A 20,537-nucleotide genomic window follows, 5' to 3' on the forward strand; every position below is an offset into this window, starting at 1 on the left:
CACGGCACTTCAGGCATCCGGGAACTCCGGAACTCAGAAGTCCGCGGCGAGAACCCGTTCCATCGTCCGCTCGGCGAGTGCGGTGATGGTGACGAACGGGTTCACGCCGATGTTCCCGGGCACGAGGGAGCCGTCCGTGACGTACAGCTTGGAATACCCCTTCACCCGGCCGTAGTTGTCGGTCGCCTGCCCCAGTACGCAGCCGCCCAGCGGGTGGTAGCAGAAGTCGTCCGCGAACACCTTGCTGCTCGACCCGAACAGGTCGTACCGGTAGATCGTCGCGTTGGCCGAGTTGATCCGGTCGAACAGCTTCTTGGCCATGGCGACCGAGACCGCGCTCTGGGCCGCGGTCCAGCCCAGCTTCACCCCGTCGCTCGCGGAGTCGTAGGTGAAGGAGGCCCGTTGGGGATTCTTGGTGATCGCCAGGTAGAGGCTCACCCAGGTCTCGAACCCGATGGGCAGCGGGGCGATCTCCGCGAAGACCGGGTTGTCGGTGTTGGCCCAGTCGTCGATGCCCATCACCGGCATGGTCGCCTGGTTGGCGCCGGTGGTGTCCCAGATGTGGTTGGCGCGCCCGAGCATGGTGTTGCCGTTGGTGCTCCAGCCGCCCCCCACACTGGAGTTGAGGGCGGGCAGCGCACCGGTGTCCCGGGCCCGGACAAGCAGCTCGGTGGTCCCGAGGCTCCCCCCGCCCAGGAACAGGTAGGTGCAGCTGTACTGCTTGCTCTCGACAACGTTGCCCGACGTGTCGATCCGGTCGACGCTCAGCAGCCAGCTGCCGTCGCTCGCCCGCGTGACGGCCTTCACCTTCTCCAGGGTGTGGATGGTGACGTTGCCGGTGCCGAGGGCGGCGGCGAGATAGGTCTTGTCGAGGCTCTTCTTGCCGTAGTTGTTGCCGTAGATGACCTCCTGGGCGAGCGCGGACCTGGTGGCGGTGCCGGCGGCCTCCTGCTCCATGTACCCGAAGTCGTAGACGTTGGGCACGAAGGTGGTCTTGAGCCCGGTGTTGGTGGCGGCCTTCCGGGACGTCCGGGTGAACTGGTACCACTCGGTCGACTCGAACCAGGTGGCGTCGATGGTGTTGACGCCGAGCATGGTGCGGGCACGCGGGAAGTACGTGTTGTACATCGCCGTCGCGTCCACGGTGGGGAACTGCTCGGTGAAGTACGACTGGAGCGGTGTGACGGCCATTCCGCCGTTGACCAGCGAACCGCCTCCGACACCCCGGCCGACGTACACGGACATGTTGTCGTAGTGGACCCGGTCGAGCACTCCGGCGTAGGGGGTGATGTCCTTGTTGACGACGTCCAGCCAGAGGAAGGTGGCGAGCGGGGCCTCCGTGCGGGCCTTGAACCACATGGACCGCTTGTCCGGGGCGGCGGTGGAACAGAAGATCTTGCCGTCGGAGCCGGCCGTGTTCCACAGCTGGCCCATCTCGATCATGACGGTCCGGATCCCGGCCTGGCCGAGCCGGAGCGCGGCCACGGCCCCGCCGTACCCGGAACCGACCACGACGGCCGTGGCGTTGTCGACGTCGGCCGCTTCCTCGGCGGCCTGCGCCGACTGGAGCCCGACACGGGTGAGACCGGCCGCGGCGGCCGTCTGGAGGGCGATCATGCCCAGAATCTGACGCCTACTCAGCTGACGCTGCATCAGTTTTACTGTCATGCGCGCAGCATGTGCGGATTTTTCGGTTCCGCCTAGAGGTACGACAGAGTTAGTGACAACGCGCCCCACAGGGGCGCGGGGAACTGCGCGACCAGCCGCAACGCACCCGCGGACGAAACGCGACCCCACCCTCTACAGCAACGCCTTCAACCTCTCCGCAAGGAGATCCCACCGCCACCGCTCCTCGACCCACCGCCGCCCGCGCTCCCCCATCCTCTGACGTAGTTCGGAGTCCCCCAACAGCGCCACAATGCGCTCGGCGGCCTCCTCGGGGGACCCGCCTCGCACCACCCACCCGGTCTCCCCGTCGAGCACGGCATCCGGCGCCCCGCCCGAATCCCCCGCCACCACCGGCAGCCCGGTCGCCGAGGCCTCCAGGTACACGATCCCGAGCCCCTCCACGTCCAGCCCGCCCCGCCGGGTCCGGCACGGCATCGCGAACACGTCCCCCGCACCGAAGTACGCCGGCAGCTCCGCCCACGGCACCGCCCCCGTGAACCGCACCGACGCCTCGACCCCGGTCTCCCGCGCCAGCCGCCGCAGCTCCTTCTCGTACGGCCCGCCGCCCACGATCAGCAGCACCGCGTCCGGCTCGGCGGCCAGGATCAGCGGCATCGCGAGGATCAGCGTGTCCTGCCCCTTGCGCGGCACCAGCCGCGACACGCACACGACCACCGGCCGCTCGCTCAGCCCCAGCCGCGCCCGCACCGCGTCCCCGCCCGACCCGGGATGGAAGGTCTTCTCGTCCACCCCCGGCGGCAGCCGCACCATCCGCCCCGCGGCCTGCGCGCTCAGCGCGCCCGCGATCCGGGACCGCGTGTACTCCCCGAGATAGGTGATCGTGTCGGTCGCGTCCCCGATCCGCCCGAGCAGCTGCCGGGCCGCGGGCAGCTGCGCCCAGCCGGCCTCGTGCCCGTGCGTGGTGGCCACCAGCCGCTCCGCCCCGGCCCGGCGCAGCGCCGGCGCCATCAGGCCCAGCGGAGCCGCCGCCCCGAACCAGACGGACGTGCACCCGTGCTCCCGCAGCAGCCCGACCGCCGTCCGGGTCGCCCCCGGCGTCGGCAGCAGCATCGTCGTACGGTCGCGTACGACGGTGAAGGGCTGCTCCGCGTCGAACGCGGCAGTGGCCTCGGCGCCCTCCCGGCCCCGCTTCCACGTGGACGCGTAGACGACCAGCCGCTCGGGGTCCAGCCGCAGGGCCATGTTGTGCAGGAATGCCTGGATACCGCCCGGCCGGGGCGGGAAGTCATTGGTCACGACCAGGGTCTTGTTCATCGGCGCCGACCCTACCCGCACAGTGTGTTCGGCCGTGCTTCATGGCCCCCGCACAGGACGTCGGGAGATCATGTGGCCCACTCGACACGGCGACGCCGACGGACAGGGGCTCAGGTGGACAGGACGGGCGTGAAGCGTGCCCTGGCGTTGCTGCTGGTCACCTGGGGTGTCACCCGGCTGGTGCTGCTGCTCTTCGTCCTGAAGGTGTTCGCGTTCCCGGGCGCGGACGTCACGAGCGACGTGTCGGTCATCTACCAGGGCTGGTACGAGGTCCTGCGGCACGGAACGTTTCCGCTGGACGACGTCACCTGGCAGTACCCGCCCGCGGCCGCCCTGGCGATCCTCTCCCCTGCGCTCCTCCCCTTCCTGGACTACCCGACCGCCTTCTTCGTCCTGGCCTGCCTCGCCGACCTGGCGGTCCTCTCCCTCCTGCTCTACGCCGGCCTGCGCCCCGGCCGCACCCTGCGCGGCGCCCTCGTCTGGGTGCTCGGCGTCCCGCTCCTCGGCCCCACCGTCTACTCCCGCTACGACCTGATGGTCACCGCAGTCGCCGTCGCCGCACTGCTCGCCGGGGCCCGGCACCCCCGGATCATGGGCGCCCTCGCCGGCCTCGGCGCGATGGTCAAGGTGTGGCCGGCGCTGCTGCTCGTGGGGGCAGTACGGCGGCGGGCCTGGGGGGCGGCGGCGGTCACGGCGGGCGCGGTCGGCGCCCTGTTCGCGGTGGCCATGCCGGGCGCCTTCGCCTTCCTGACCTTCCAGCGGGACCGGGGCACCGAGGTGGAGTCGCTGGGCGCGCTGGTCCTCCACATCGCCCGGCACTTCGGCTGGCACGGCGAGGTGCTGCTCAACTACGGCTCGATCGAATTCCTCGGCCCGCACGTGCAGGCGGTGAGCACGGCGGCCCTGCTGCTCACCGCGCTCGCCTTCGGCTGGCTGCTGCTGTGGCGGCTGTCGGCGGTCCGCTTCCGGTCCCACACGCTCGCGGACGCGGCCTTCACCGCCGTCCTGATGTTCACGATCACCAGCCGGGTGATCAGCCCGCAGTACATGGTGTGGCTGGTGGGCCTGGCCGCCGTCTGCCTGTGCTTCCGGGCCGGCCGCATGACCCTCCCGGCCGTCCTGGTCCTGCTGGCCACCTTCGTGACGGTCCTGGAGTTCCCGGTCGGCTTCTCGCACGTCGTGGTCAGCGACTGGTACGGCATCACCCTGCTGGTCCTGCGCAACGGCCTGCTCCTCGCGGCCACCGCCACGGCGGCCCGCGTGCTGTGGCGCTCCACGGTGGCCGAGGCCGCCACCGCCCCCTTCCCGGCCCAGGCCACCCGCACGAAGGAGACCCCGGTCTCCTCCTGAGCCCAGCTCAGTCGCCGAGCTGAGCCGTCACGTAGTCCCGCCAGCGTGCGGTGAAGTCCGGCAGGGTGGTCCCGAGTTCCGTCTTCAGCGCGTCCTCGACCGCGCCCGCCCGCTCCCTGTGCGCGCCGACGGCCCGGTAGAACGCGCCGAGCCTCGCCTCGCCCCAGCGGCCGGCGATCATCCGGCAGGCCAGCCAGCCGCCCTCGTAGGCCTGGGCCAGCTTGGTGGGGTCGTCGGTGAAACCGAAGTCCTTGTCCGCCGGGAGGTCCTCGGGGGCGTCCTGGGCCTCGACGGCACGGGCGAGTTCCGGCGCGACCTCGGTGGGCGTACGGCCGGTGTCGAGGTAGCCGATCCAGTCGGCGTAGCCCTCGGAGAGCCAGAGCGGGGTGGCCGCCGTGGTGTGGGCGCGGGTGGCCACATGGGTCGTCTCGTGGGTGAGGACGACCTGCCTGCCGACCGAGCCGAGGACGGCGTACGCCTCCGGGTTGAGGATGACCCGGTCCGCCGGGGCCTGGCCCGACCCTCCCGCCTCGCCGGTGGTGACGGCGGCGATGCCCCGGTAGTTGGCGGCGGGGGCGGCCAGCAGGCCGGCCATGCCGTTCAGCGACCCGGGCACCAGCAGGACCACCCGCTGGGTCCAGTCCCTGCCCCAGGCCCTGGTGACCTCGGGGACCGCGGTGTCGGCGAGCCGGGCGTAGCCGCGCAGCGTGGCCCCGGACTGGCCGACGCCGAGGACGAGGCTGTGGGCGCTCCTGACGGCGCTCACCCTGCCCTGGTCCCAGAGCTGCTGCCCGGACTTCCGGGCGGGCTTGTCGTGTGTGACATACCACTGACCGTCGGCGGTGCGGCTGAGGGTGAGCGTGCGGTCCGTCGTGACCGGCGCCTTGTCGTAGCCCCGTATCCGGTAGCTGAGCCGCGCGTCGGCGGTGGCGCCGGCACCGTCGGTGTGGAGGGCGGTCAGCCGGTAGCTCCAGTCGGCGAGCGGTACGGCCCGCAGGTTCGCGTACGAACTCCGGGTGCCGGTCTCGGCGTACGCCTTCTCGTCGTGGCCGAGGACCGCGGCCGCGCGGCGGTCCAGGACCTGCTGCACCTCGGCCATCGCCGTGCCGGTCGGCGTCTGTCCGCCGCCGCATCCGACCAGCGGCAGGAGCAGCAGACACAGCCCCACCGCTCCTGAGCGCCACGCCCGTCCACGACCAGCCACTTTCCGATCGTAGGGGTAGGAGCCCGCGAATCAGGGCCGGGTGACGGAGGAGACGGGCATCATTCCGACCGGGTCGTAGCGGACCGGGGCGCCCGGATAGGGGGCGTGGATGACCTGGCCGTTGCCGACGTACATGGCCACATGGCTGGCGTCGGAGCGGTAGACGACCAGGTCACCGGGTTGCGCCTGGGAGAGCGGGACCTGACGGCCGACGTGGCGCTGCTCCTGCGAGGTGCGCGGCAGCTGGATCCCGGCGTGGGCGTACGCCCACTGCATCAGGCCCGAGCAGTCGAACCCGGAGGGGCCGTTCGCGCCCCAGACGTACGGCTTGCCGAGGGCGGAACGGGCGGCGGCGATCGCGGCGGCGGCGCGGCCGTCGGGGGCGGCGGCACCGGAGAGGCCGGGCAGCTCGTCGCGGCCGTCGCCGCGGGAGGCGTGCTCGAAGGCGGCGCGGTCGGCGGCGGGCATCGCGTTGAGGAGTTGCCGGGCCCTGGCGAGCTTCCGCTCCACGACGGCCTTGTGGGAGGCGACCGCCTTGCGGCTGCGTTCCAGTTCGGCGAGTTTCCCGGCGGCCTCGGCGCGCTCCTGGGCCAGTTCGCGCATCGCCGTCCGGAGGTCCTTGAGCCGGCCGGCCTGGCGGACGTCGATGCGGTCGAGGAGGGAGGCCCGGTCGAGGTAGTCCTGGGGGTTGTCGGAGAACAGCAGGGCCACGGTGGGGTCGATGCCGCCGGAGCGGTACTGGGCGCCGGCGAGCGAACCGAGCGCCTCCCGCATGGTGTTGATGCGCTCCTGCTGGCGGGCGACGCGGTCCTGGGAGTCGTTCACCTCGCGGCGCAGCGCGCCGGCCCGCTCGTCGGCCTTGTCGTAGGCCTGGGTCGCCTCCTCGGCCTGCTGGAACAGCCGGTCCACCTCGGCCCGGCCGTCGGCGTGCGGGGCGGCGCTCGCCGGTACGGCACCGAGCGCGGCGGCCGTGGCCGACAGCACGCAGAGAGCGGCACCGGCGCCCCGGTTGAACCCGGACGACGGTGCGATACGGCGATGAGACCCCACGGGAAACGGCACCCCTTCCGCTTGTCGGACGCCGACGGTCTCCCCCGGGTACAGGGGGAAACGCGCCAGACCTTGACGCCCTCCCCCGCCCGAAGACGGGGAATTCCGGTCCGCACCGCACTGCGGCGCCACCACGGGTTCCTGTTTCACAGGCCGCCGCCAACCCATGTGGGCTGGTCCTACGCGGCCTCCGCAGGCGTGACTTCCCGCCCGTCCGGCGGTAGGTCCGACAACTCGGTCGCCGGACGCGGCGATGCTAGCCATATGACCGGCCGACGGCCAAAGACCTCGACGGCAACAGAACGTGACGCCCCGCCGCTGACGCAGGTCACCGGCGGGGCGTGGAGTCAGTTCTGGTTGCCGCGATTCGCCCGTTCGGGCGCCACGGCGAGTCGATCTTCGGCCGTACGGGTGTCGGCGTAACCCGGTGGGGTCAGATGCGGACGCCGAACTCGAAGGTCATGTCGCTCATCGCCTCGTAGCGGACGACGGCGCCGGTGTGCGGGGCGTGCAGCACCTGGCCGTTGCCGGCGTAGAGGCCGACGTGGTGGTAGTCGCCGTAGAAGATGACCAGGTCGCCGACCTTGAGGTCGCTCGCGCTGTAGATGCGGGTGCCGGCGTTGGCCTGCGCCTCGGAGGTGCGGGGGATCGTCACGCCGGCCTGGGCGTAGGCCCAGGAGGTCAGGCCCGAGCAGTCGAAGGAGGACGGGCCGGAGGCGCCGTAGACGTACGGGGAGCCGATCACGGACTGGGCGGCGGCGAAGGCGGCGGCGGCCCGGCTGGAGGCGGAGCCCGTGTTGCCGAGGTCGACGCGGGAGGAGGCGCGGCTGGCGGCCTGGGCCTGCTCGGCGTCGAGGGCGGCCTTCTCCTTGGCGGTCAGCGTGTTCAGCAGCTTCTGCGCGTCGGCGAGCTTGGACTGGACGGCCTTCTTCTGCTTGGCCAGCTCGGTGCGGGTGGCGGAGAGGTCCTTGAGCTTGTCGGTGGCCTCTGCCCGCTCCTGGGCGAGTTCGCGCTGTTTGTCCTGGATCTTCTTCAGGGCCTCGACCTGCTGGCTGCTCAACTGGTCGAGCGTGGACGCCTTGTCGAGGTAGTCGTCCGGGTCGGACGAGAGGAAGAGCTGGACCGACGGGTCGATACCGCCGGAGCGGTACTGCGCGGTGGCCAGCGAACCGAGGCTGTCCCGCAGCTTGTTGAGATCCTCCTGACCACGAGCCACGTTGTCCTGGATCGTGGAGATCTCCTTCTGCAGCTTCTGCTGCTTGTCCTTGGCGCCGTCCAGCTTCTCGGTGGCCTGCTCGGCCTCCTCGTAGAGCTTGTCGACCTTCGCCTTGACCTCGTCCTTGGTCAGCTTCTCGCTGGGCGCCGCGTTGGCGGCGTTGGCACTGAGGACTACGGCGGCTGCCGCTGCGGTCGTGAGCACGGTCACGCGCGCACGGTTCGGCTGCTTGGGTCGACGATGGGACGCCACGGAGACGGGCTCCTTCGTTTGAGTGATCACCCGTGTGGAGGTTCGAGGCCAGACCCTAGTGACCTACCTGTGATCAGTTCAAACCCAGCAGCCAAAAAAGTGGTCACGCAACGCACTCTTTGCACATAACTCACGACCAGTAATGCGCGATTGACGCTACGTTGCGTGACGGTTCGGTCAATTCGGGCATTGCATATGCAGGTTGCACGTTCAGGACAGTCGCTTCAGAAGCATCGCAGAAGCGACCGGTCGGGCACCTGCCCTGGCGACCCCGTCGGCGACCTCGCGGTCCGTGGAGGCGACGATCACCGGGCGGCCCGGCGGCTCGGCGCGCACCAGCTGGCGGATCAACTCGTCCGCGGTGACACCGGGCTTGGAGAAGAGGACGCGGACCCCGCGCGGCGGGGCGAGCAGCACCGGCGCGGCCAGCTCGGCGCCGTCGAAGACACAGGTGACCTCGGCGCCGGTCTGGGCGGCGAGCTGGGAGAGCTGGCCGAGCAGCCGCAGCCGCTGCTTCTCCAGCGGCATCTGCGGATAGCCGGTCTTGGTCACGTTGTAGCCGTCGACGACCAAGTGCGCCTGCGGCAGGGCGAGTAGCTGATCGAGGATGGCCGGATCATGCTCGGACAGGGCACGGGCGGCGATGTCCTTTGGCGTCATCCGTCCCGGTTCGACCGCATCCGCGGTGTCGGCCGGCCGCATCGACACCGGCGGCAACGCCAGTTCGCGGCGCAGCCCCTGGGCCGCGTCCAGCACGGTGTCGAGCAGCAGCCGCAGCCGCATGTCCTCGACGCTGCGCCCCTCGCGGGCGGCCCGGCGGCTGGCCTCCAGGGCCGCCTCGACCTCGCCGAGCCGGGCCTTGAGCCGCCGGCTCTCGCTCTCGGCGGCGGAGACCAGCAACTGCCCCTCCGCCCGCCCCGCCTCCATCTCGACCTGCAGCTTGCGCAGCGCCGCCTCGCCGCGCTTCACGTCGCTCAGCGCGGCCCGCAGTTTGCGGTGAAGCGATTCCGCTTCCTTCTTCACCGCGTCCAGCTCGGTGCGCAGCCGCTCCGTCTCGGACCGGGTCTGCTCCCGGGCCCGGTCCAGCTCCTCGCGCAGCCGCTCCAGTTCGGCCCGGCTCTCCTCGTCGGCCCGCTCGGCGTCGGCCCGCTGGGCCTCCTCGCCGGCCGCCGCCACCAGCTTCACCCAGCCGGCGGGGCGCAGCACATAGGCCGCGGCCGCCACATCGAGCGGGTCCGCGGCCGGGGGCGGGGAGCCGGAGTCCAGGGCGCCGGCCAGTTCCGGCTGGGCCTCTCTCAGCTTCTCCCCGATCCGCTGCCGGAAGAGGGTGTCGGTCTCCAGCGCGGCGGCCATGGCGTTCCCGGCGAACTTGGCCCGGCGATTGGGGGCGAAGCGGGCGTACTGCCGTAGCTGCGCCGGAAGTTCGGCCACGGTCAGCCCGCCGAACCCGTCCGACACGATCTGCACGACACGCCGTCGCACACCGTCCGGCAACGGACGGTCAAGCACCTCGGCGGTGCCGTCGCCCGGCCCCCCGCCTGTGGTCTCCACCATCCGTCACACCCCATCGCCTGTACGGGGCCGGCTCCCGGTCTCAGGAGTCGGCGCCCGGCCTGTCCACTAGTTCCACCTGGTCCACCGCGTTGCACCAGCGGCAGCGCACCGACTCGATGGTCTCACTGACCACCTCGCGCTCCTCGACCTTGGGCTCACCGGCCAGGTCGAGGTGCACGTACTCGACCACCTTGGACGAGCGGGTCACGTCGAAGCGCGTGAGGTTGCCGCAGAGGGTGCAGCGCCACCGCGTCGTGGCGGTCGGCAGGGGAACCGTCATCGTGGCTTGTTCGCTTCCTTCTAGTGTCCGTGACGCGCCGCCCCGACGCGTGTGGCTCGTAACCCTACGGCCTGGCGGGTACTCGACGCCGCCCCGTCCATGGCGGCGAGGCGATCTGCACCACTGCATCCCGTTACGCCATGCTCTATGTCCATGATCGGCAACCGGAACACGACGGCCGCCCGGACCCTGCGCAGCCTGCGGGGGACGTCGGCGCCCATGACGTACGCCCTGATCGCCGTGTGCTGCCTGATCTTCGTGCTGGGCCCCGCCTCGGGCCTCACGCCGTCCTACGGCATCGGAGAGGCCCTCGCCACCGCCCAGCAGGCGTATTTCCGGCGGTGGGGAGTGGTGCCCGCCGACCTGTTCGCCGGTCCTGCACGGGAGGCGCTCACCCCGGCCACGGCGCTGTTCATCCACGGCAGCTGGGTGCACCTGCTCGGCAACATGCTCTTCCTCTTCGTCTTCGGGGCGATGACCGAGGAACGGATGGGCCGGGTGGAGTTCACTCTCTTCTACGTCGGCTGCGGCTATCTCGCGCTGCTCGGTTACGCGGCCGCCAACGCCACGTCCCAGCAGTCGCTGGTGGGGGCGTCGGGGGCGATCTCGGCGGTCCTCGGAGCGTTCCTCTACCTGTTCCCCAGCGCCCGTGTGACCAGTCTCCTCCCCTTCCTCTTCTTCCTCCCGCTCCGCTTCCCGGCCTGGGTCGTCCTGCCCTTCTGGGCGGCCCTGCAGTGGGTGGCGCTGAGCCAGGCCCCGGCCGGCCCCGGCGTGGCCTACCTCGCCCACCTGGTCGGCTTCGGACTCGGCTTCGGCTACGCGTGGGTCCGGTACGGAAAAAAGAAAGGCGCGAAGCGCGGCCCTGGAAGGGCGGTGGTGGACGATGGGCGGGCGACTAAAGTGAGCTCCGCCCCAGCTCCGGCACCCGAGGGAGAGAACCAGCCGTGATCACCGCGATCGTCCTCATCAAGACCAGCGTGGACCGGATCCCCGAGATCGCGGAACGGATCGCCGCGCTGGAGAGCGTCAGCGAGGTCTTCTCCGTCACCGGTACGTACGACCTCATCGCCATGGTCCGGGTGAAGCAGCACGAGGACCTGGCCGAGGTCATCCCCGGCTCCATCAGCAAGATCCCCGGCGTCGAGGCCACGGACACGCACGTGGCGTTCCGCACGTACTCCCAGCACGACCTGGAGGCGGCGTTCGCGATCGGCCTGGACAGCTAGCAGGCGCCGCCGGCTGCAGCGCGCCCCAATGGGGCGCTGGGGGTGCCCCCGGCAGAAGGCTGGGGGAGGAAGTGCGCGCTCGGTCCCCACCGGCCCGCAGTGTGGTTCCCTGCGGGTGCGTCGTGGCTTGTCGCGCAGTTCCCCGCGCCCCCAAAAAAACAGGTAGGTCAGCTCACCGCCGGGACGCAGCGGCCGTCCTCCGTGCGGTACGTCCACTTGGCGCCGTCGGTCACCAGCTCCCGTACCGCCGTCACAAAGCGCTCCACGTGCTCGTCCGGCGTTCCCGCCCCGAAGCTCACCCGGATGGCGTTGAGGGACTTCTCGCCCGGTGCCGCCTCCGGCGCTCCGCACTCGCCCTGGGTCTGGGGGTCGGAGCCCAGCAGGGTCCTGACCAGCGGGTGGGCGCAGAAGAGGCCGTCGCGGACGCCGATGCCGTACTCGGCGGAGAGGGCGGCGGCGAAGTGGGAGCTGTTCCAGCCCTCCACCACGAAGCTGATCACGCCGACGCGCGGGGCGTCGTCGCCGAAGAGGGAGAGGACCTTGACCTCGGGGACCTCGGCGAGGCCCGCGCGGACCTCGGCGATCAGGTGCTCCTCCCGGGCGACCAGGGTGTCCCAGCCCGCCTCGGTCAGCGCCTTGCAGGCGGAGGCGATGGAGTAGGCGCCGATGACGTTGGGCGACCCGGCCTCGTGCCGCGCGGCGCTCTCGTGCCACTCGACGGCCACTCCCCCGTCCTCGCGCCGGGTGACCTTGCGGCTGGCGCCGCCGCCCGCGAGGTAGGGCTCGGCGGCCTGCAGCCAGTCGGCGCGGCCGGCCAGGACGCCGGCGCCGAAGGGGGCGTACAGCTTGTGACCGGAGAAGGCGACCCAGTCGACGTCCAGGTCCCGGACGGAGACGGGGTGGTGCGGGGCCAGCTGGGCGGCGTCCAGGACGATCCGGGCGCCGTGGGCGTGTGCGGTGGCGGCCAGTTCGCGCACCGGCCACAGCTCGCCGGTGACGTTGGAGGCGCCGGTGACACAGACCAGGGCCGGGCCGTAGCCCCCTTCGATCGGCGCGGTACGGTCGGCGAGGGCCTGCTCCAGGGTCGCCACGGCCTGCTGCGGGGTGCGCGGGGCGTCGAGGTAGGTGACCCGGGTGTCCTGCCAGGGCAGCAGGGAGGCGTGGTGTTCGGTCTCGAAGACGAAGACCTGGCAGTCCGCGGGCAGGGTGCGGGCCAGGAGGTTCAGGGAGTCCGTCGTGGAGCGGGTGAAGATCAGCTGGTCGTCGGGGCGGCAGTCGAGGAACTCGGCGACGGTCCGGCGGGCGTTCTCGAAGAGGTCCGTGGAGAGCTGGGAGAGGTAGCCGGCACCGCGGTGGACGCTGCCGTAGTAGGGGGCGTACGCCGCCACGTCGTCCCAGACCCGCTGGAGGGCGGGGGCACTGGCCGCGTAGTCGAGGGCGGCGTAGGTGACCTCGCCGCCGGTGACGAGCGGGACGGTGACGTCCCGGCCCAGAACGGGCAGCGGGGCACAAACGGACCGGGCGGCGGCAGCGGTGGAGACGGACATGGGTGAACTCCCGTGTGAGCAGGTGAAATCCGCCGTGCGAGCGGATGCGCTCAAGCAGCGGCAGGGGAAAAGGGGGATGCGGAGGCGGGGCTCTGCGGCCCTATCGCATTCGCTTGCTCACGGAAGGCTCCTCGACGACCAGGACCCCTGGTGTGCGAGGGGTCCGCGCTTGCCGTGGACCTCACTGCCCACGGCCTGGTCCTCACCCGGGGCACCCCGCCACGGACGGAGGGTTGCCGGACAGTCGGCCGGGGCCTCATGACTGTCACTCATGACCTGGGAAGAAACGTAAGTGAGATGATCGCCGCCGCGCAACTCCTGTCCGGATGACGGGATGGGGGCGAGGACGGTTCGGCACCGCCGGGAAGGCCGCGTGTGGTTGCGCACCGTTGCGGCGGAGAAGGAAGGTGCACGCCGGCCGATTTCATCGGCACCGGCGCCGGGTTTCCTTCTCCGCCGCAACGGCGGCCAGCCACGACGGCGCGGTCCGGCGGTGCCGTACCGCGCCTCAGCCCCCTGACGGCGCCGCCCCTACTTGTTCGTCGCCGCCGCCCAGCGTTCCAGCACCCGCTTGGCCGAACCCGAGTCGATGGACTCGGCCGCTCTGGACATGCCGGCCCGGAGCTGTTCGGCCAGCGTGCCCGGACCCGGGTCCAAGGCCACCAGGGCCGCCGCCGAATTGAGCAGCACCGCGTCCCGTACCGGGCCCGTCTCGCCGTCCAGGAGCCTGCGGGCGACCTCCGCGTTGTACGACGGGTCGCCGCCCCGCAGGGCCTCCACGGGGACCAGGTCGATGCCGACGTCCCGGGGGTCGAAGGTCTCCTCGGTGACCTTGCCGTCGCGGACGGTCCAGACGTGGGACGTGGCGGTCGTCGTCAGTTCGTCGAGGCCGTCGTCGCCACGGAAGACCAGGGAGGAGTTGCCGCGCTCCGCGAAGACGGCCGCGACGACCGGTGCCATACGCGGGTCCGCGACACCGACCGCCTGGGCCCGGACCTTCGCGGGGTTGGTCAGCGGGCCGAGGATGTTGAAGACCGTGCGGATGCCCAACTGGCCGCGCGCGGCGCCCGCGTGACGCAGCGCGGGGTGGAACTTGATGGCGAAGCAGAAGGTGATGCCGGCCTCGTCGGCGACCTCGGCGACCCGCTGCGGGGTCAGGTCGAGGTTGACGCCGAGCTTCTCCAGGACGTCCGAGGCACCGGACGCGGAGGAGGCCGCGCGGTTGCCGTGCTTGACGACCTTCGCCCCGGTGCCGGCCACCACCAGCGCCGACATCGTGGAGATGTTCACCGTCTTCGCGCCGTCGCCGCCCGTCCCGACGATGTCGACCGTGCGGCCCGGCACCTCGATGACGTTGGCGTGCTCGTACATCGTGCGGACGAGCCCGTTGATCTCCTCGACGGTCTCGCCCTTGGCCCGCAGGGCGACGACGAAGCCCGCGATCTGGGCGTCGGTGGCCTGGCCGCGCATGACCTGGTCCATCGCCCAGGCCGTCGCGTCGGCGCTCTGGTCCTGGCCGTACAGCAGCGCGTTCAGCACCTCGGGCCAGGAACGGCCCGCCGCGGTGTCGCCTCCAGCGGGGGTCACAGCGCTCATAAGGCCGCTCCTGATCGTCGTACGGGAAAGGGAGGTTCTCCAGGCCTACCCTATCCAGCTCCGGGCACGGCGAAGGGCCCCCGTCCGTACCCCGGACGGGGGCCCTTCGGCTGTGGCGTGGCGACGCCGCGGATCAGTGGTGGCCGTGGCCGCTCGTGATCTCCTTGTACTCCTCGACGGTCGGCTTCGGGATCTGGTTGTCCTCGCCGTAGTAGGCGTTGCTCAGCTTGGCGCGGAGCTTCTCGGAGCCCTTGATCTTGCGCTCGACACCGTTCTCGTCGACCGCCGGGCCGACCTGGGCCGGCTCGTACTGGTGGTGCGCCGTGAGGGTGTGCAGCTGCTCCTGCGAGAGCGGCTCGTGGACCTCGATGAACTCACCGTGCGGCAGCCGCTTGATGATGCCGGTCTCGCGGCCGTGCAGCACCTTGTCGCGGTCCCGGCGCTGCAGGCCGAGGCAGATGCGCTTGGTGGCGATGAACGCGATCACCGGTCCGGCGAAGAAGAAGATCCGGACGAACCAGGTCACGTCGTTGATCGACAGGTGGAAGTGGGTGGCGATGAGGTCGTTGCCACCACCGACCAGGCCCACCATGTACACGGTCACCCAGGCGACACCGAACCCGGTACGGGTCGGGGCGTTGCGCGGCCGGTCCAGGATGTGGTGCTCGCTCTTGTCGCCGGTGACCCAGGACTCGATGAACGGGTAGAGCGCGATCGCCGCGAGGACCACACCGAACAGGATCAGCGGGATGAAGACGCCCAGGACCAGCGTGTGGCCCCAGAAGTTGATCTCCCAGCCGGGCATGTACCGGATCAGGCCCTCGGCGAAGCCCATGTACCAGTCGGGCTGGGCGCCGGTGGACACCTGGTCCGGGCGGTAGGGACCCATGGCCCAGATCGGGTTGATCTGGGTGGTCGCCGCGATGGCCGCGATGACACCGAAGACCAGGAAGAAGAAGCCTCCGGCCTTGGCCATGTAGACCGGCAGCAGCGGCATGCCGACGACGTTCTTCTCGGTCTTTCCGGGACCCGCGAACTGCGTGTGCTTGTGGTAGAAGACCAGGATCAGGTGGCCCACCACCAGGCCGAGCATGATGCCCGGCAGCAGCAGGATGTGGATCGAGTAGAACCGGGCGACGAAGTCGTGGCCGGGGAACTGCCCGCCGAAGAGGAAGAACGAGATGTACGTGCCGACGATCGGCATCGACAGGATGGCGCCCTCGGTGAAGCGGACACCGGTGCCGGAGAGCAGGTCGTCCGGGAGCGAGTAACCGGTGAAACCGGTGAACATGCCGAGGACGAACAGCAGGAAGCCGAACAGCCAGTTGATCTCACGCGGCTTGCGGAACGCGCCGGTGAAGAACACGCGCATCATGTGCACGAACATGCCGGCGAGGAAGATCAGCGCGGCCCAGTGGTGGATCTGCCGGATGAGCAGACCACCGCGCACGTCGAAGGAGATGTGCAGGGTCGAGCTGAACGCCTCGGACATCAGCTGTCCCTGGAGCGGGACGTAGCTGCCGTGGTACTCCACCTCGTTCATCGACGGGTGGAAGAACAGCGTCAGATACACACCCGTCAGGATGATGATGATGAAGCTGTACAGGCACACTTCGCCCAACATGAACGACCAGTGGTCGGGGAAGATCTTGCGCATGTTGGACTTGGCCAGGGAGTAGATCCCGAGCCGTCCGTCGGCCCAGTCGGCGACGCGCTCGCCGGCCGGTGCCTTCCCGCGTTCGCGGGCCTCGGTGTTCTCTGTAGTACTCATCCGCGCTCCCAGAATGCAGGACCGACGGGCTCCTCGAAGTCGCCGAGCGCCTGGAGGTAACCCTCTTCGCTCACGCCGATGCGCAGCTGCGGCAGGGCGTGACCGGCCGGGCCGAAGATCACTCGGGCGCCGTCGGAGAGGTCGAAGGTGGACTGGTGGCACGGGCAGAGCACGTGGTGGGTCTGCTGCTCGTACAGCGAGATCGGGCAGCCCACGTGGGTGCAGATCTTCGAGTAGGCGACGATGCCTTCGTGCGACCACTCCAGCTCGCGCTTGTCCTTGATGTTGTCCGGCTGCAGCCGGATGATCATCAGGGCGGCCTTCGCCATCACGTTCTGGAAGTCCTCCTGGGACTCCTCGACGCCTTCGGGCTTGGCGAAGGTCAGCGAGCCGACGGCGACGTCGGAGGGACGCAGCGGCTCGTTGGTGTTCATGTTGACGAGCAGCTTGCCCTTCGACCACGCCGTGTGCCGCAGCGAGGTGCCGGGCAGCGGGCCGAGGTCGCGCAGCAGCACGACACCGGAGAGCGGGACCAGGGTCAGCGCGCCGAACATGGTGTTGCGGATCAGCTTGCGCCGGCCGAGCGCCGACTCCTTGGCGCCCTGCTTGAAGTCGGCCAGGACCTTGGCCTTGACCTCCGGCGGGGCCGAGATGGCGTGCCGCTCGTCGGCGACCTCCACGTCGGACATCAGGGTGCGGGCCCAGTGGACCGCGCCCGCGCCGATGCAGAACAGCGCCGCACCGAGGGTCAGGCCCAGCGCGAAGTTCAGCGCGCTGATGTGACCGATCGGGAAGACGAAGATCGACTTGTCTTTCGGGATCGTCACATAGGAGGCGATGAAGCCGACGGTGGCCAGCATCGACACCGTGAACAGCATGGCCACGACGCGCTCGGACCGCTTGGCGGCCCGCTCGTCGATGTCCTGGATGCGGTGCTCGTGGGGCGGCAGACCCGGGTCCGAGAACGGGTCCTTCTCGTCCGCCACACTCACGGCGGTGTGCGCGTGGTCCTGCTCAGCGGGCAGGTTCTCTTCTGGAATGTCTTGGCTACTCATGACTTCTTGGCCTTTGCGGTCCGAGCGGCGACCCAGACGGCGACCGCGATCAGTGCACCGAGACCGAAGATCCACGCGAACAGACCCTCGCTGACCGGCCCGAGGCCGCCCAGGTCGAGACCGCCGGGGTTCTCCGTGTTGCTGCTGTTGACCGCGTTCAGGTACGCGATGATGTCCTTCTTGTTCTTCTCCGTCAGCGTCGTGTCGGGGAAGGACGGCATGTTCTGCGGGCCCGTCTGCATGGCCTCGTAGATGTGCTTCGGGTCGACACCCTCAAGGCTCGGCGCGAACTTGCCCTTGGTCAGCGCACCGCCCGAGCCCACGAAGTTGTGGCACTGCGCGCAGTTGGTGCGGAAGAGCTCGCCACCCTTGGCGATGTCGGCACCGTCCGGGCCGTACTGCTCCTTGGTCGGAACCTCGGGACCGGCGCCCAGCGAGGCGATGTACGCCGCGAGCTGGTCGATCTGGGCCTGGGTGTAGATGTTCTTCTTCTTGACGACCTGCGGGCCCTGCGAGGTGGCGGCCGGCATACGGCCGGTGCCGACCTGGAAGTCGACGGCCGCGGCGCCCACGCCCACCAGGCTGGGGCCGTCGGACGAGCCCTGACCCCCGGTGCCGTGGCAGCTGGCGCAGCCGACCGAGTAGAGCTTCTTGCCCTCCTCGATCGTCAGGGACTGGGAGGTCTCATCGGCCTGCGCCTTGCTCGCCGGTGCGAGCGCGGCGTAGGCCCCCCCGGTGCCCACCAGCGCGAGGAGTAGGACGACGACCGCCGCCAGCGGATGGCGTCGTCGTGCGGAGAGCTTTTTCACGGATTACCCCGGTGTCAGGATCTTCTGCGTCGATGCTTCTGGAAAGTGCGCTTCTACGGCGCGTGGAGCCGGCCCGGCTACTTGATCAGGTAGATCGTGGCGAAGAGGCCGATCCAGACGACGTCGACGAAGTGCCAGTAGTAGGACACGACGATGGCCGCGGTCGCCTGCTCGTGCGTGAACCTCTTCGCCGCATAGGTGCGCCCCAGGACGAACAGGAAGGCGATGAGGCCGCCCGTCACGTGCATGCCGTGGAAGCCGGTGGTCAGGTAGAACACCGAACCGTACGGGTCGGAGGAGAGGGAGATCCCGTCCTCCCTGACCAGGTTCGTGTACTCGTAGATCTGACCGCCGATGAAGATCGCACCCATGATGAAGGTGACGATGAACCAGCCCCGGAGCTTCTTCACGTCCCCGCGCTCGGCGGCGAACACGCCGAGCTGGCAGGTGAGGGAGGAGAGCACCAGGATCGTGGTGTTGGTCGCCGAGAAGGGGATGTCGAGATGACTCGCCATCTCCTTCCAGTGAGCCTCGCCGGTCACCGATCGCAGGGTGAAGTACATCGCGAAGAGGGCCGCGAAGAACATCAGCTCGGAACTCAGCCAGATGATGGTTCCGACGCTGGTGAGGTTCGGCCTGTTGACCGACGGGTGCGCGTGCCCGGTTTCTACTGTCGTTGCTGTCGCCACGACCGACATTATGTCGGTCGCTTATCTCGCGCTCACTCCGGGGGGTGCCGTTCGGAGTGTTCGCCCCCTGTGTAGTGCCCGGATGGCCCATCGAAGCGGTGTTCCAACAGGTGTTGACGAGGTGTCCAGGGGAGTAGCATCCGGCGCATCGGTCCTGTTCGTACGACGCTGACGTCTCGGAGGAACAATGCAGCCGACCGCCACGGTGCTGGTCTACAGCGACGACTCCAACACCCGCGAGCAGGTACGGCTGGCCGCCGGCCGGCGACCGGCTCCCGATGTGCCGTTCGTCGAGTTCGTGGAGTGCGCCACGCCCGCGGCGGTGGTCGCCGAGCTGGACAAGGGCGGCATCGACGTGTGTGTCCTGGACGGCGAGGCCGTGCCGATGGGGGGCATGGGGGTGTGCCGGCAGATCAAGGACGAGGTGTTCAACTGCCCGCCGGTGCTGTTGCTCATCGGGCGGCCGCAGGATGCGTGGCTTGCCACGTGGAGCCGGGCGGACGCGGCTGTGACGCTGCCTGTGGAGCCGGTGGAGTTCGCGTCGGCTCTGGCTTCGTTGTTGCGGCAGAAGAGGCTGCAGAGCGCCTAGGAGGGGGTGGGGCGCGGTGCGTGCGCGGGTGCGGGCCGGTGGGGGCCGTTCGCGCCCACGTGGCGGTAGCCGCATTTCGAGCACAGCCCCGCGCCCCTGACGGGGCGCTTGCCGCTGGGGGCGTTTCAAAGGGCTGCCGGTTGCACTCTCACCGCGTCCTCCGGCTTCGGGCCGTCCGGGGTGCCGTTGGTGAGGGCGCTGCCCTTGCGCCAGTCCTTCCAGGCCAGGTTCCAGTCGCCGAAGCCGTTGCCGAAGTTCTCCATCTCCTTGCCGTTGGAGTTGACGACCTTCACCAGGTCGCCCGGGTGGAAGGTGTCGAAGAACCACTCGGCGTTCGCGGTGTTCATGCCGGTGCAGCCGTGGCTGACGTTCTCGTAGCCCTGGGAGCCCACCGACCAGGGGGCGGCGTGCACGTACTCGCCTGACCAGGTCACCCGGGTCGCGTAGTAGACCGGCAGGTCGTAGGAGTCCGAGGTGCCCGCGGCGATGCCGACCGTGGTACTGCGCATGCGTACGAAGGACTGCTTCTCCAGGACGACCTTGACGCCGTTGCGGGTCTCGTAGCCCGGTTTGCCGGTCGTGACGGGGATCTGCTTGATCTCCGCGTCGTTCCTGTAGACCGTCATCTGGTGGTCGCCGGCGTCCGTGACGGCGAGCAGTTTGTCGCCGGTGGTGAGCGTGAGGGGCTTGGCCGCGCCGCCCCACAGGCGGTCGCTGATCCGCACGCCGTCCAGGTTGCTGTGCACCTGGACGGTGGCGTGGGCGGGCCAGTAGTCCTTGGGCCGGTAGTGGAGCTCCTTGTCGCTCACCCAGTACCAGGAGCCTTCCACGGCCGGGATGGAGTCGACCCTCAGGGCACGCTCGACGACGGCGCGCTGGGCCTTGTCCTTGACCTCGTGGTCGAGTTGGGCGGTGACCGGCTGGCCCACGCCGTACTCGCCCGCCTTCGGGCCGAAGGTGACCTTCAGCCGCTGCCGGGTGGTGGGCATGCTGGTGTCGAAGGTGAGGACCTTGCGGCCGGGCGCGCCGTCCTCGTCCTCGGTGCTCACCTGGACCGTGTAGTGGGCGTTGGCGGCCAGCGGGGAGGTGCTGTGCCAGCGGTGGCCGTCGGCGTCGAGTTCGCCCGCCACATGGCGACCGGTGGCGTCCTCGGCCGTGACGTCCGTGATGCGGTCCTCGTCGCTCTTGGCGACGACCTCCAGGGGCTTGTCGGGGTCGGCCCGCTTCCCCGCCCCGGTGGGGGTGTTGAAGGTGATCTGGTCCGCCGCGTCGTACGGCTTGTCCGCGAGGGGGTTGCCGTCCGACCCACAGGCGGTGACGCCCGCGCCGAGGGCGATCACCAGCAGGGCGCAGCTGACGACGGTACGGGCGCACGGAGAGTGACTCATATTGTCACGCTATGAGAT

Annotated in this window: 18 protein-coding genes and 1 riboswitch; of the genes, 4 read left to right on the forward strand and 14 right to left on the reverse strand. The window is 70.1% G+C overall.

What is annotated here, in order from left to right; translation table 11 throughout:
• Nucleotides 1-33: 33 nt before the first annotated feature.
• Both OHB00_RS14445 and OHB00_RS14450 read right to left on the reverse strand, forming a co-directional pair.
• A complete protein-coding gene (locus OHB00_RS14445) occupies nt 34-1,617 on the reverse strand; it encodes a GMC oxidoreductase (RefSeq protein ID WP_406434917.1) in 1,584 nt (527 codons plus the stop codon).
• Between the two features lie 183 nt (nt 1,618-1,800).
• Nucleotides 1,801-2,943 (reverse strand): glycosyltransferase family 4 protein, encoded by a 1,143-nt coding sequence (locus OHB00_RS14450; RefSeq protein WP_406434919.1) that lies wholly within the window; start codon nt 2,941-2,943, stop codon nt 1,801-1,803.
• Between the two features lie 129 nt (nt 2,944-3,072).
• Here OHB00_RS14450 and OHB00_RS14455 point away from each other — a divergent pair, with 129 nt between their 5' ends.
• Nucleotides 3,073-4,293, forward strand: coding sequence for a glycosyltransferase 87 family protein (locus OHB00_RS14455; protein ID WP_406434921.1), 1,221 nt, complete (start codon nt 3,073-3,075; stop codon nt 4,291-4,293).
• A gap of 7 nt (nt 4,294-4,300) precedes the next feature.
• Here the strand turns inward: OHB00_RS14455 and OHB00_RS14460 are convergent, their stop codons facing one another.
• The 5 genes from OHB00_RS14460 to OHB00_RS14480 all read right to left on the reverse strand — a co-directional run bounded on the left by OHB00_RS14460 (nt 4,301) and on the right by OHB00_RS14480 (nt 9,849).
• A complete protein-coding gene (locus tag OHB00_RS14460; RefSeq protein WP_406434923.1) occupies nt 4,301-5,497 on the reverse strand; it encodes a hypothetical protein in 1,197 nt (398 codons plus the stop codon).
• Between the two features lie 30 nt (nt 5,498-5,527).
• Nucleotides 5,528-6,547 (reverse strand): NlpC/P60 family protein, encoded by a 1,020-nt coding sequence (locus OHB00_RS14465; protein ID WP_406434926.1) that lies wholly within the window; start codon nt 6,545-6,547, stop codon nt 5,528-5,530.
• Between the two features lie 433 nt (nt 6,548-6,980).
• Nucleotides 6,981-8,015, reverse strand: a complete 1,035-nt coding sequence (locus tag OHB00_RS14470) for an NlpC/P60 family protein (RefSeq protein ID WP_406434928.1) — start codon at nt 8,013-8,015, stop codon at nt 6,981-6,983.
• A gap of 210 nt (nt 8,016-8,225) precedes the next feature.
• The gene (locus OHB00_RS14475) at nt 8,226-9,569 is read right to left on the reverse strand and encodes an NYN domain-containing protein (RefSeq protein WP_406434930.1); all 1,344 of its coding nucleotides are present in this window, start codon (nt 9,567-9,569) and stop codon (nt 8,226-8,228) included.
• A 40-nt stretch (nt 9,570-9,609) separates the two neighbouring features.
• Nucleotides 9,610-9,849: a hypothetical protein gene (locus OHB00_RS14480; RefSeq protein WP_009309707.1), complete on the reverse strand. Its 240-nt coding sequence runs from the start codon at nt 9,847-9,849 to the stop codon at nt 9,610-9,612.
• A gap of 153 nt (nt 9,850-10,002) precedes the next feature.
• Between OHB00_RS14480 and OHB00_RS14485 the strand changes: the two genes are divergently transcribed.
• Both OHB00_RS14485 and OHB00_RS14490 read left to right on the forward strand, forming a co-directional pair.
• Nucleotides 10,003-10,797: a rhomboid family intramembrane serine protease gene (locus OHB00_RS14485; RefSeq protein ID WP_406434932.1), complete on the forward strand. Its 795-nt coding sequence runs from the start codon at nt 10,003-10,005 to the stop codon at nt 10,795-10,797.
• Nucleotides 10,794-11,075 (forward strand): Lrp/AsnC family transcriptional regulator, encoded by a 282-nt coding sequence (locus OHB00_RS14490; RefSeq protein WP_020137395.1) that lies wholly within the window; start codon nt 10,794-10,796, stop codon nt 11,073-11,075. The genes OHB00_RS14485 and OHB00_RS14490 overlap by 4 nt, the downstream gene beginning before the upstream one ends.
• Before the next feature lie 167 nt (nt 11,076-11,242).
• Here OHB00_RS14490 and OHB00_RS14495 read toward each other — a convergent pair whose 3' ends face one another.
• The 6 genes from OHB00_RS14495 to OHB00_RS14520 all read right to left on the reverse strand — a co-directional run bounded on the left by OHB00_RS14495 (nt 11,243) and on the right by OHB00_RS14520 (nt 18,551).
• Nucleotides 11,243-12,622, reverse strand: a complete 1,380-nt coding sequence (locus OHB00_RS14495) for an aminotransferase class V-fold PLP-dependent enzyme (protein ID WP_406434934.1) — start codon at nt 12,620-12,622, stop codon at nt 11,243-11,245.
• A gap of 160 nt (nt 12,623-12,782) precedes the next feature.
• A riboswitch (SAM riboswitch) is annotated at nt 12,783-12,899 on the reverse strand.
• A 254-nt stretch (nt 12,900-13,153) separates the two neighbouring features.
• Complete coding sequence (gene trpD / locus OHB00_RS14500; RefSeq protein ID WP_406434936.1) at nt 13,154-14,218, reverse strand: anthranilate phosphoribosyltransferase; 1,065 nt, start codon at nt 14,216-14,218, stop codon at nt 13,154-13,156.
• Between the two features lie 133 nt (nt 14,219-14,351).
• Nucleotides 14,352-15,989 carry a cytochrome bc complex cytochrome b subunit gene (locus OHB00_RS14505; RefSeq protein WP_406434938.1) on the reverse strand — a complete coding sequence of 546 codons (1,638 nt, stop codon included), beginning with the start codon at nt 15,987-15,989 and terminating at the stop codon, nt 14,352-14,354.
• On the reverse strand, nt 15,986-17,044 hold the full coding sequence (locus tag OHB00_RS14510) for a Rieske 2Fe-2S domain-containing protein (protein ID WP_406434940.1): 1,059 nt from the start codon (nt 17,042-17,044) through the stop codon (nt 15,986-15,988). The genes OHB00_RS14505 and OHB00_RS14510 overlap by 4 nt, the downstream gene beginning before the upstream one ends.
• On the reverse strand, nt 17,041-17,853 hold the full coding sequence (locus OHB00_RS14515; RefSeq protein ID WP_406434942.1) for a c-type cytochrome: 813 nt from the start codon (nt 17,851-17,853) through the stop codon (nt 17,041-17,043). The genes OHB00_RS14510 and OHB00_RS14515 overlap by 4 nt, the downstream gene beginning before the upstream one ends.
• Nucleotides 17,854-17,930: 77 nt before the next feature.
• Complete coding sequence (locus tag OHB00_RS14520; protein WP_406434944.1) at nt 17,931-18,551, reverse strand: heme-copper oxidase subunit III; 621 nt, start codon at nt 18,549-18,551, stop codon at nt 17,931-17,933.
• 178 nt (nt 18,552-18,729) lie between these two features.
• On the opposite strand from OHB00_RS14520, the gene OHB00_RS14525 reads away from it, so the two are divergent.
• Nucleotides 18,730-19,131, forward strand: coding sequence for a hypothetical protein (locus OHB00_RS14525; RefSeq protein WP_406434946.1), 402 nt, complete (start codon nt 18,730-18,732; stop codon nt 19,129-19,131).
• Nucleotides 19,132-19,256: 125 nt separating this feature from the next.
• Here OHB00_RS14525 and OHB00_RS14530 read toward each other — a convergent pair whose 3' ends face one another.
• Nucleotides 19,257-20,519 carry an Ig-like domain-containing protein gene (locus OHB00_RS14530; RefSeq protein ID WP_406434948.1) on the reverse strand — a complete coding sequence of 421 codons (1,263 nt, stop codon included), beginning with the start codon at nt 20,517-20,519 and terminating at the stop codon, nt 19,257-19,259.
• Between the last annotated feature and the right edge of the window lie 18 nt (nt 20,520-20,537).

The organism is Streptomyces sp. NBC_00631 (assembly GCF_045206895.1).
Lineage (GTDB): Bacteria > Actinomycetota > Actinomycetes > Streptomycetales > Streptomycetaceae > Streptomyces.

Excerpts from the sequence above, each read along its gene's own strand:
- OHB00_RS14445 (WP_406434917.1), bottom strand. The coding sequence starts at position 1,617 with ATGATCGCCCTCCAGACGGCCGCCGCGGCCGGTCTCACCCGTGTCGGG.
- OHB00_RS14450 (WP_406434919.1), bottom strand. The coding sequence starts at position 2,943 with ATGAACAAGACCCTGGTCGTGACCAATGACTTCCCGCCCCGGCCGGGC.
- OHB00_RS14475 (WP_406434930.1), bottom strand. The coding sequence starts at position 9,569 with ATGGTGGAGACCACAGGCGGGGGGCCGGGCGACGGCACCGCCGAGGTG.
- OHB00_RS14480 (WP_009309707.1), bottom strand. The coding sequence starts at position 9,849 with ATGACGGTTCCCCTGCCGACCGCCACGACGCGGTGGCGCTGCACCCTC.
- OHB00_RS14485 (WP_406434932.1), top strand. The coding sequence starts at position 10,003 with ATGATCGGCAACCGGAACACGACGGCCGCCCGGACCCTGCGCAGCCTG.
- OHB00_RS14495 (WP_406434934.1), bottom strand. The coding sequence starts at position 12,622 with ATGTCCGTCTCCACCGCTGCCGCCGCCCGGTCCGTTTGTGCCCCGCTG.
- trpD (WP_406434936.1), bottom strand. The coding sequence starts at position 14,218 with ATGAGCGCTGTGACCCCCGCTGGAGGCGACACCGCGGCGGGCCGTTCC.
- OHB00_RS14505 (WP_406434938.1), bottom strand. The coding sequence starts at position 15,989 with ATGAGTACTACAGAGAACACCGAGGCCCGCGAACGCGGGAAGGCACCG.
- OHB00_RS14510 (WP_406434940.1), bottom strand. The coding sequence starts at position 17,044 with ATGAGTAGCCAAGACATTCCAGAAGAGAACCTGCCCGCTGAGCAGGAC.
- OHB00_RS14520 (WP_406434944.1), bottom strand. The coding sequence starts at position 18,551 with ATGTCGGTCGTGGCGACAGCAACGACAGTAGAAACCGGGCACGCGCAC.
- OHB00_RS14525 (WP_406434946.1), top strand. The coding sequence starts at position 18,730 with ATGCAGCCGACCGCCACGGTGCTGGTCTACAGCGACGACTCCAACACC.
- OHB00_RS14530 (WP_406434948.1), bottom strand. The coding sequence starts at position 20,519 with ATGAGTCACTCTCCGTGCGCCCGTACCGTCGTCAGCTGCGCCCTGCTG.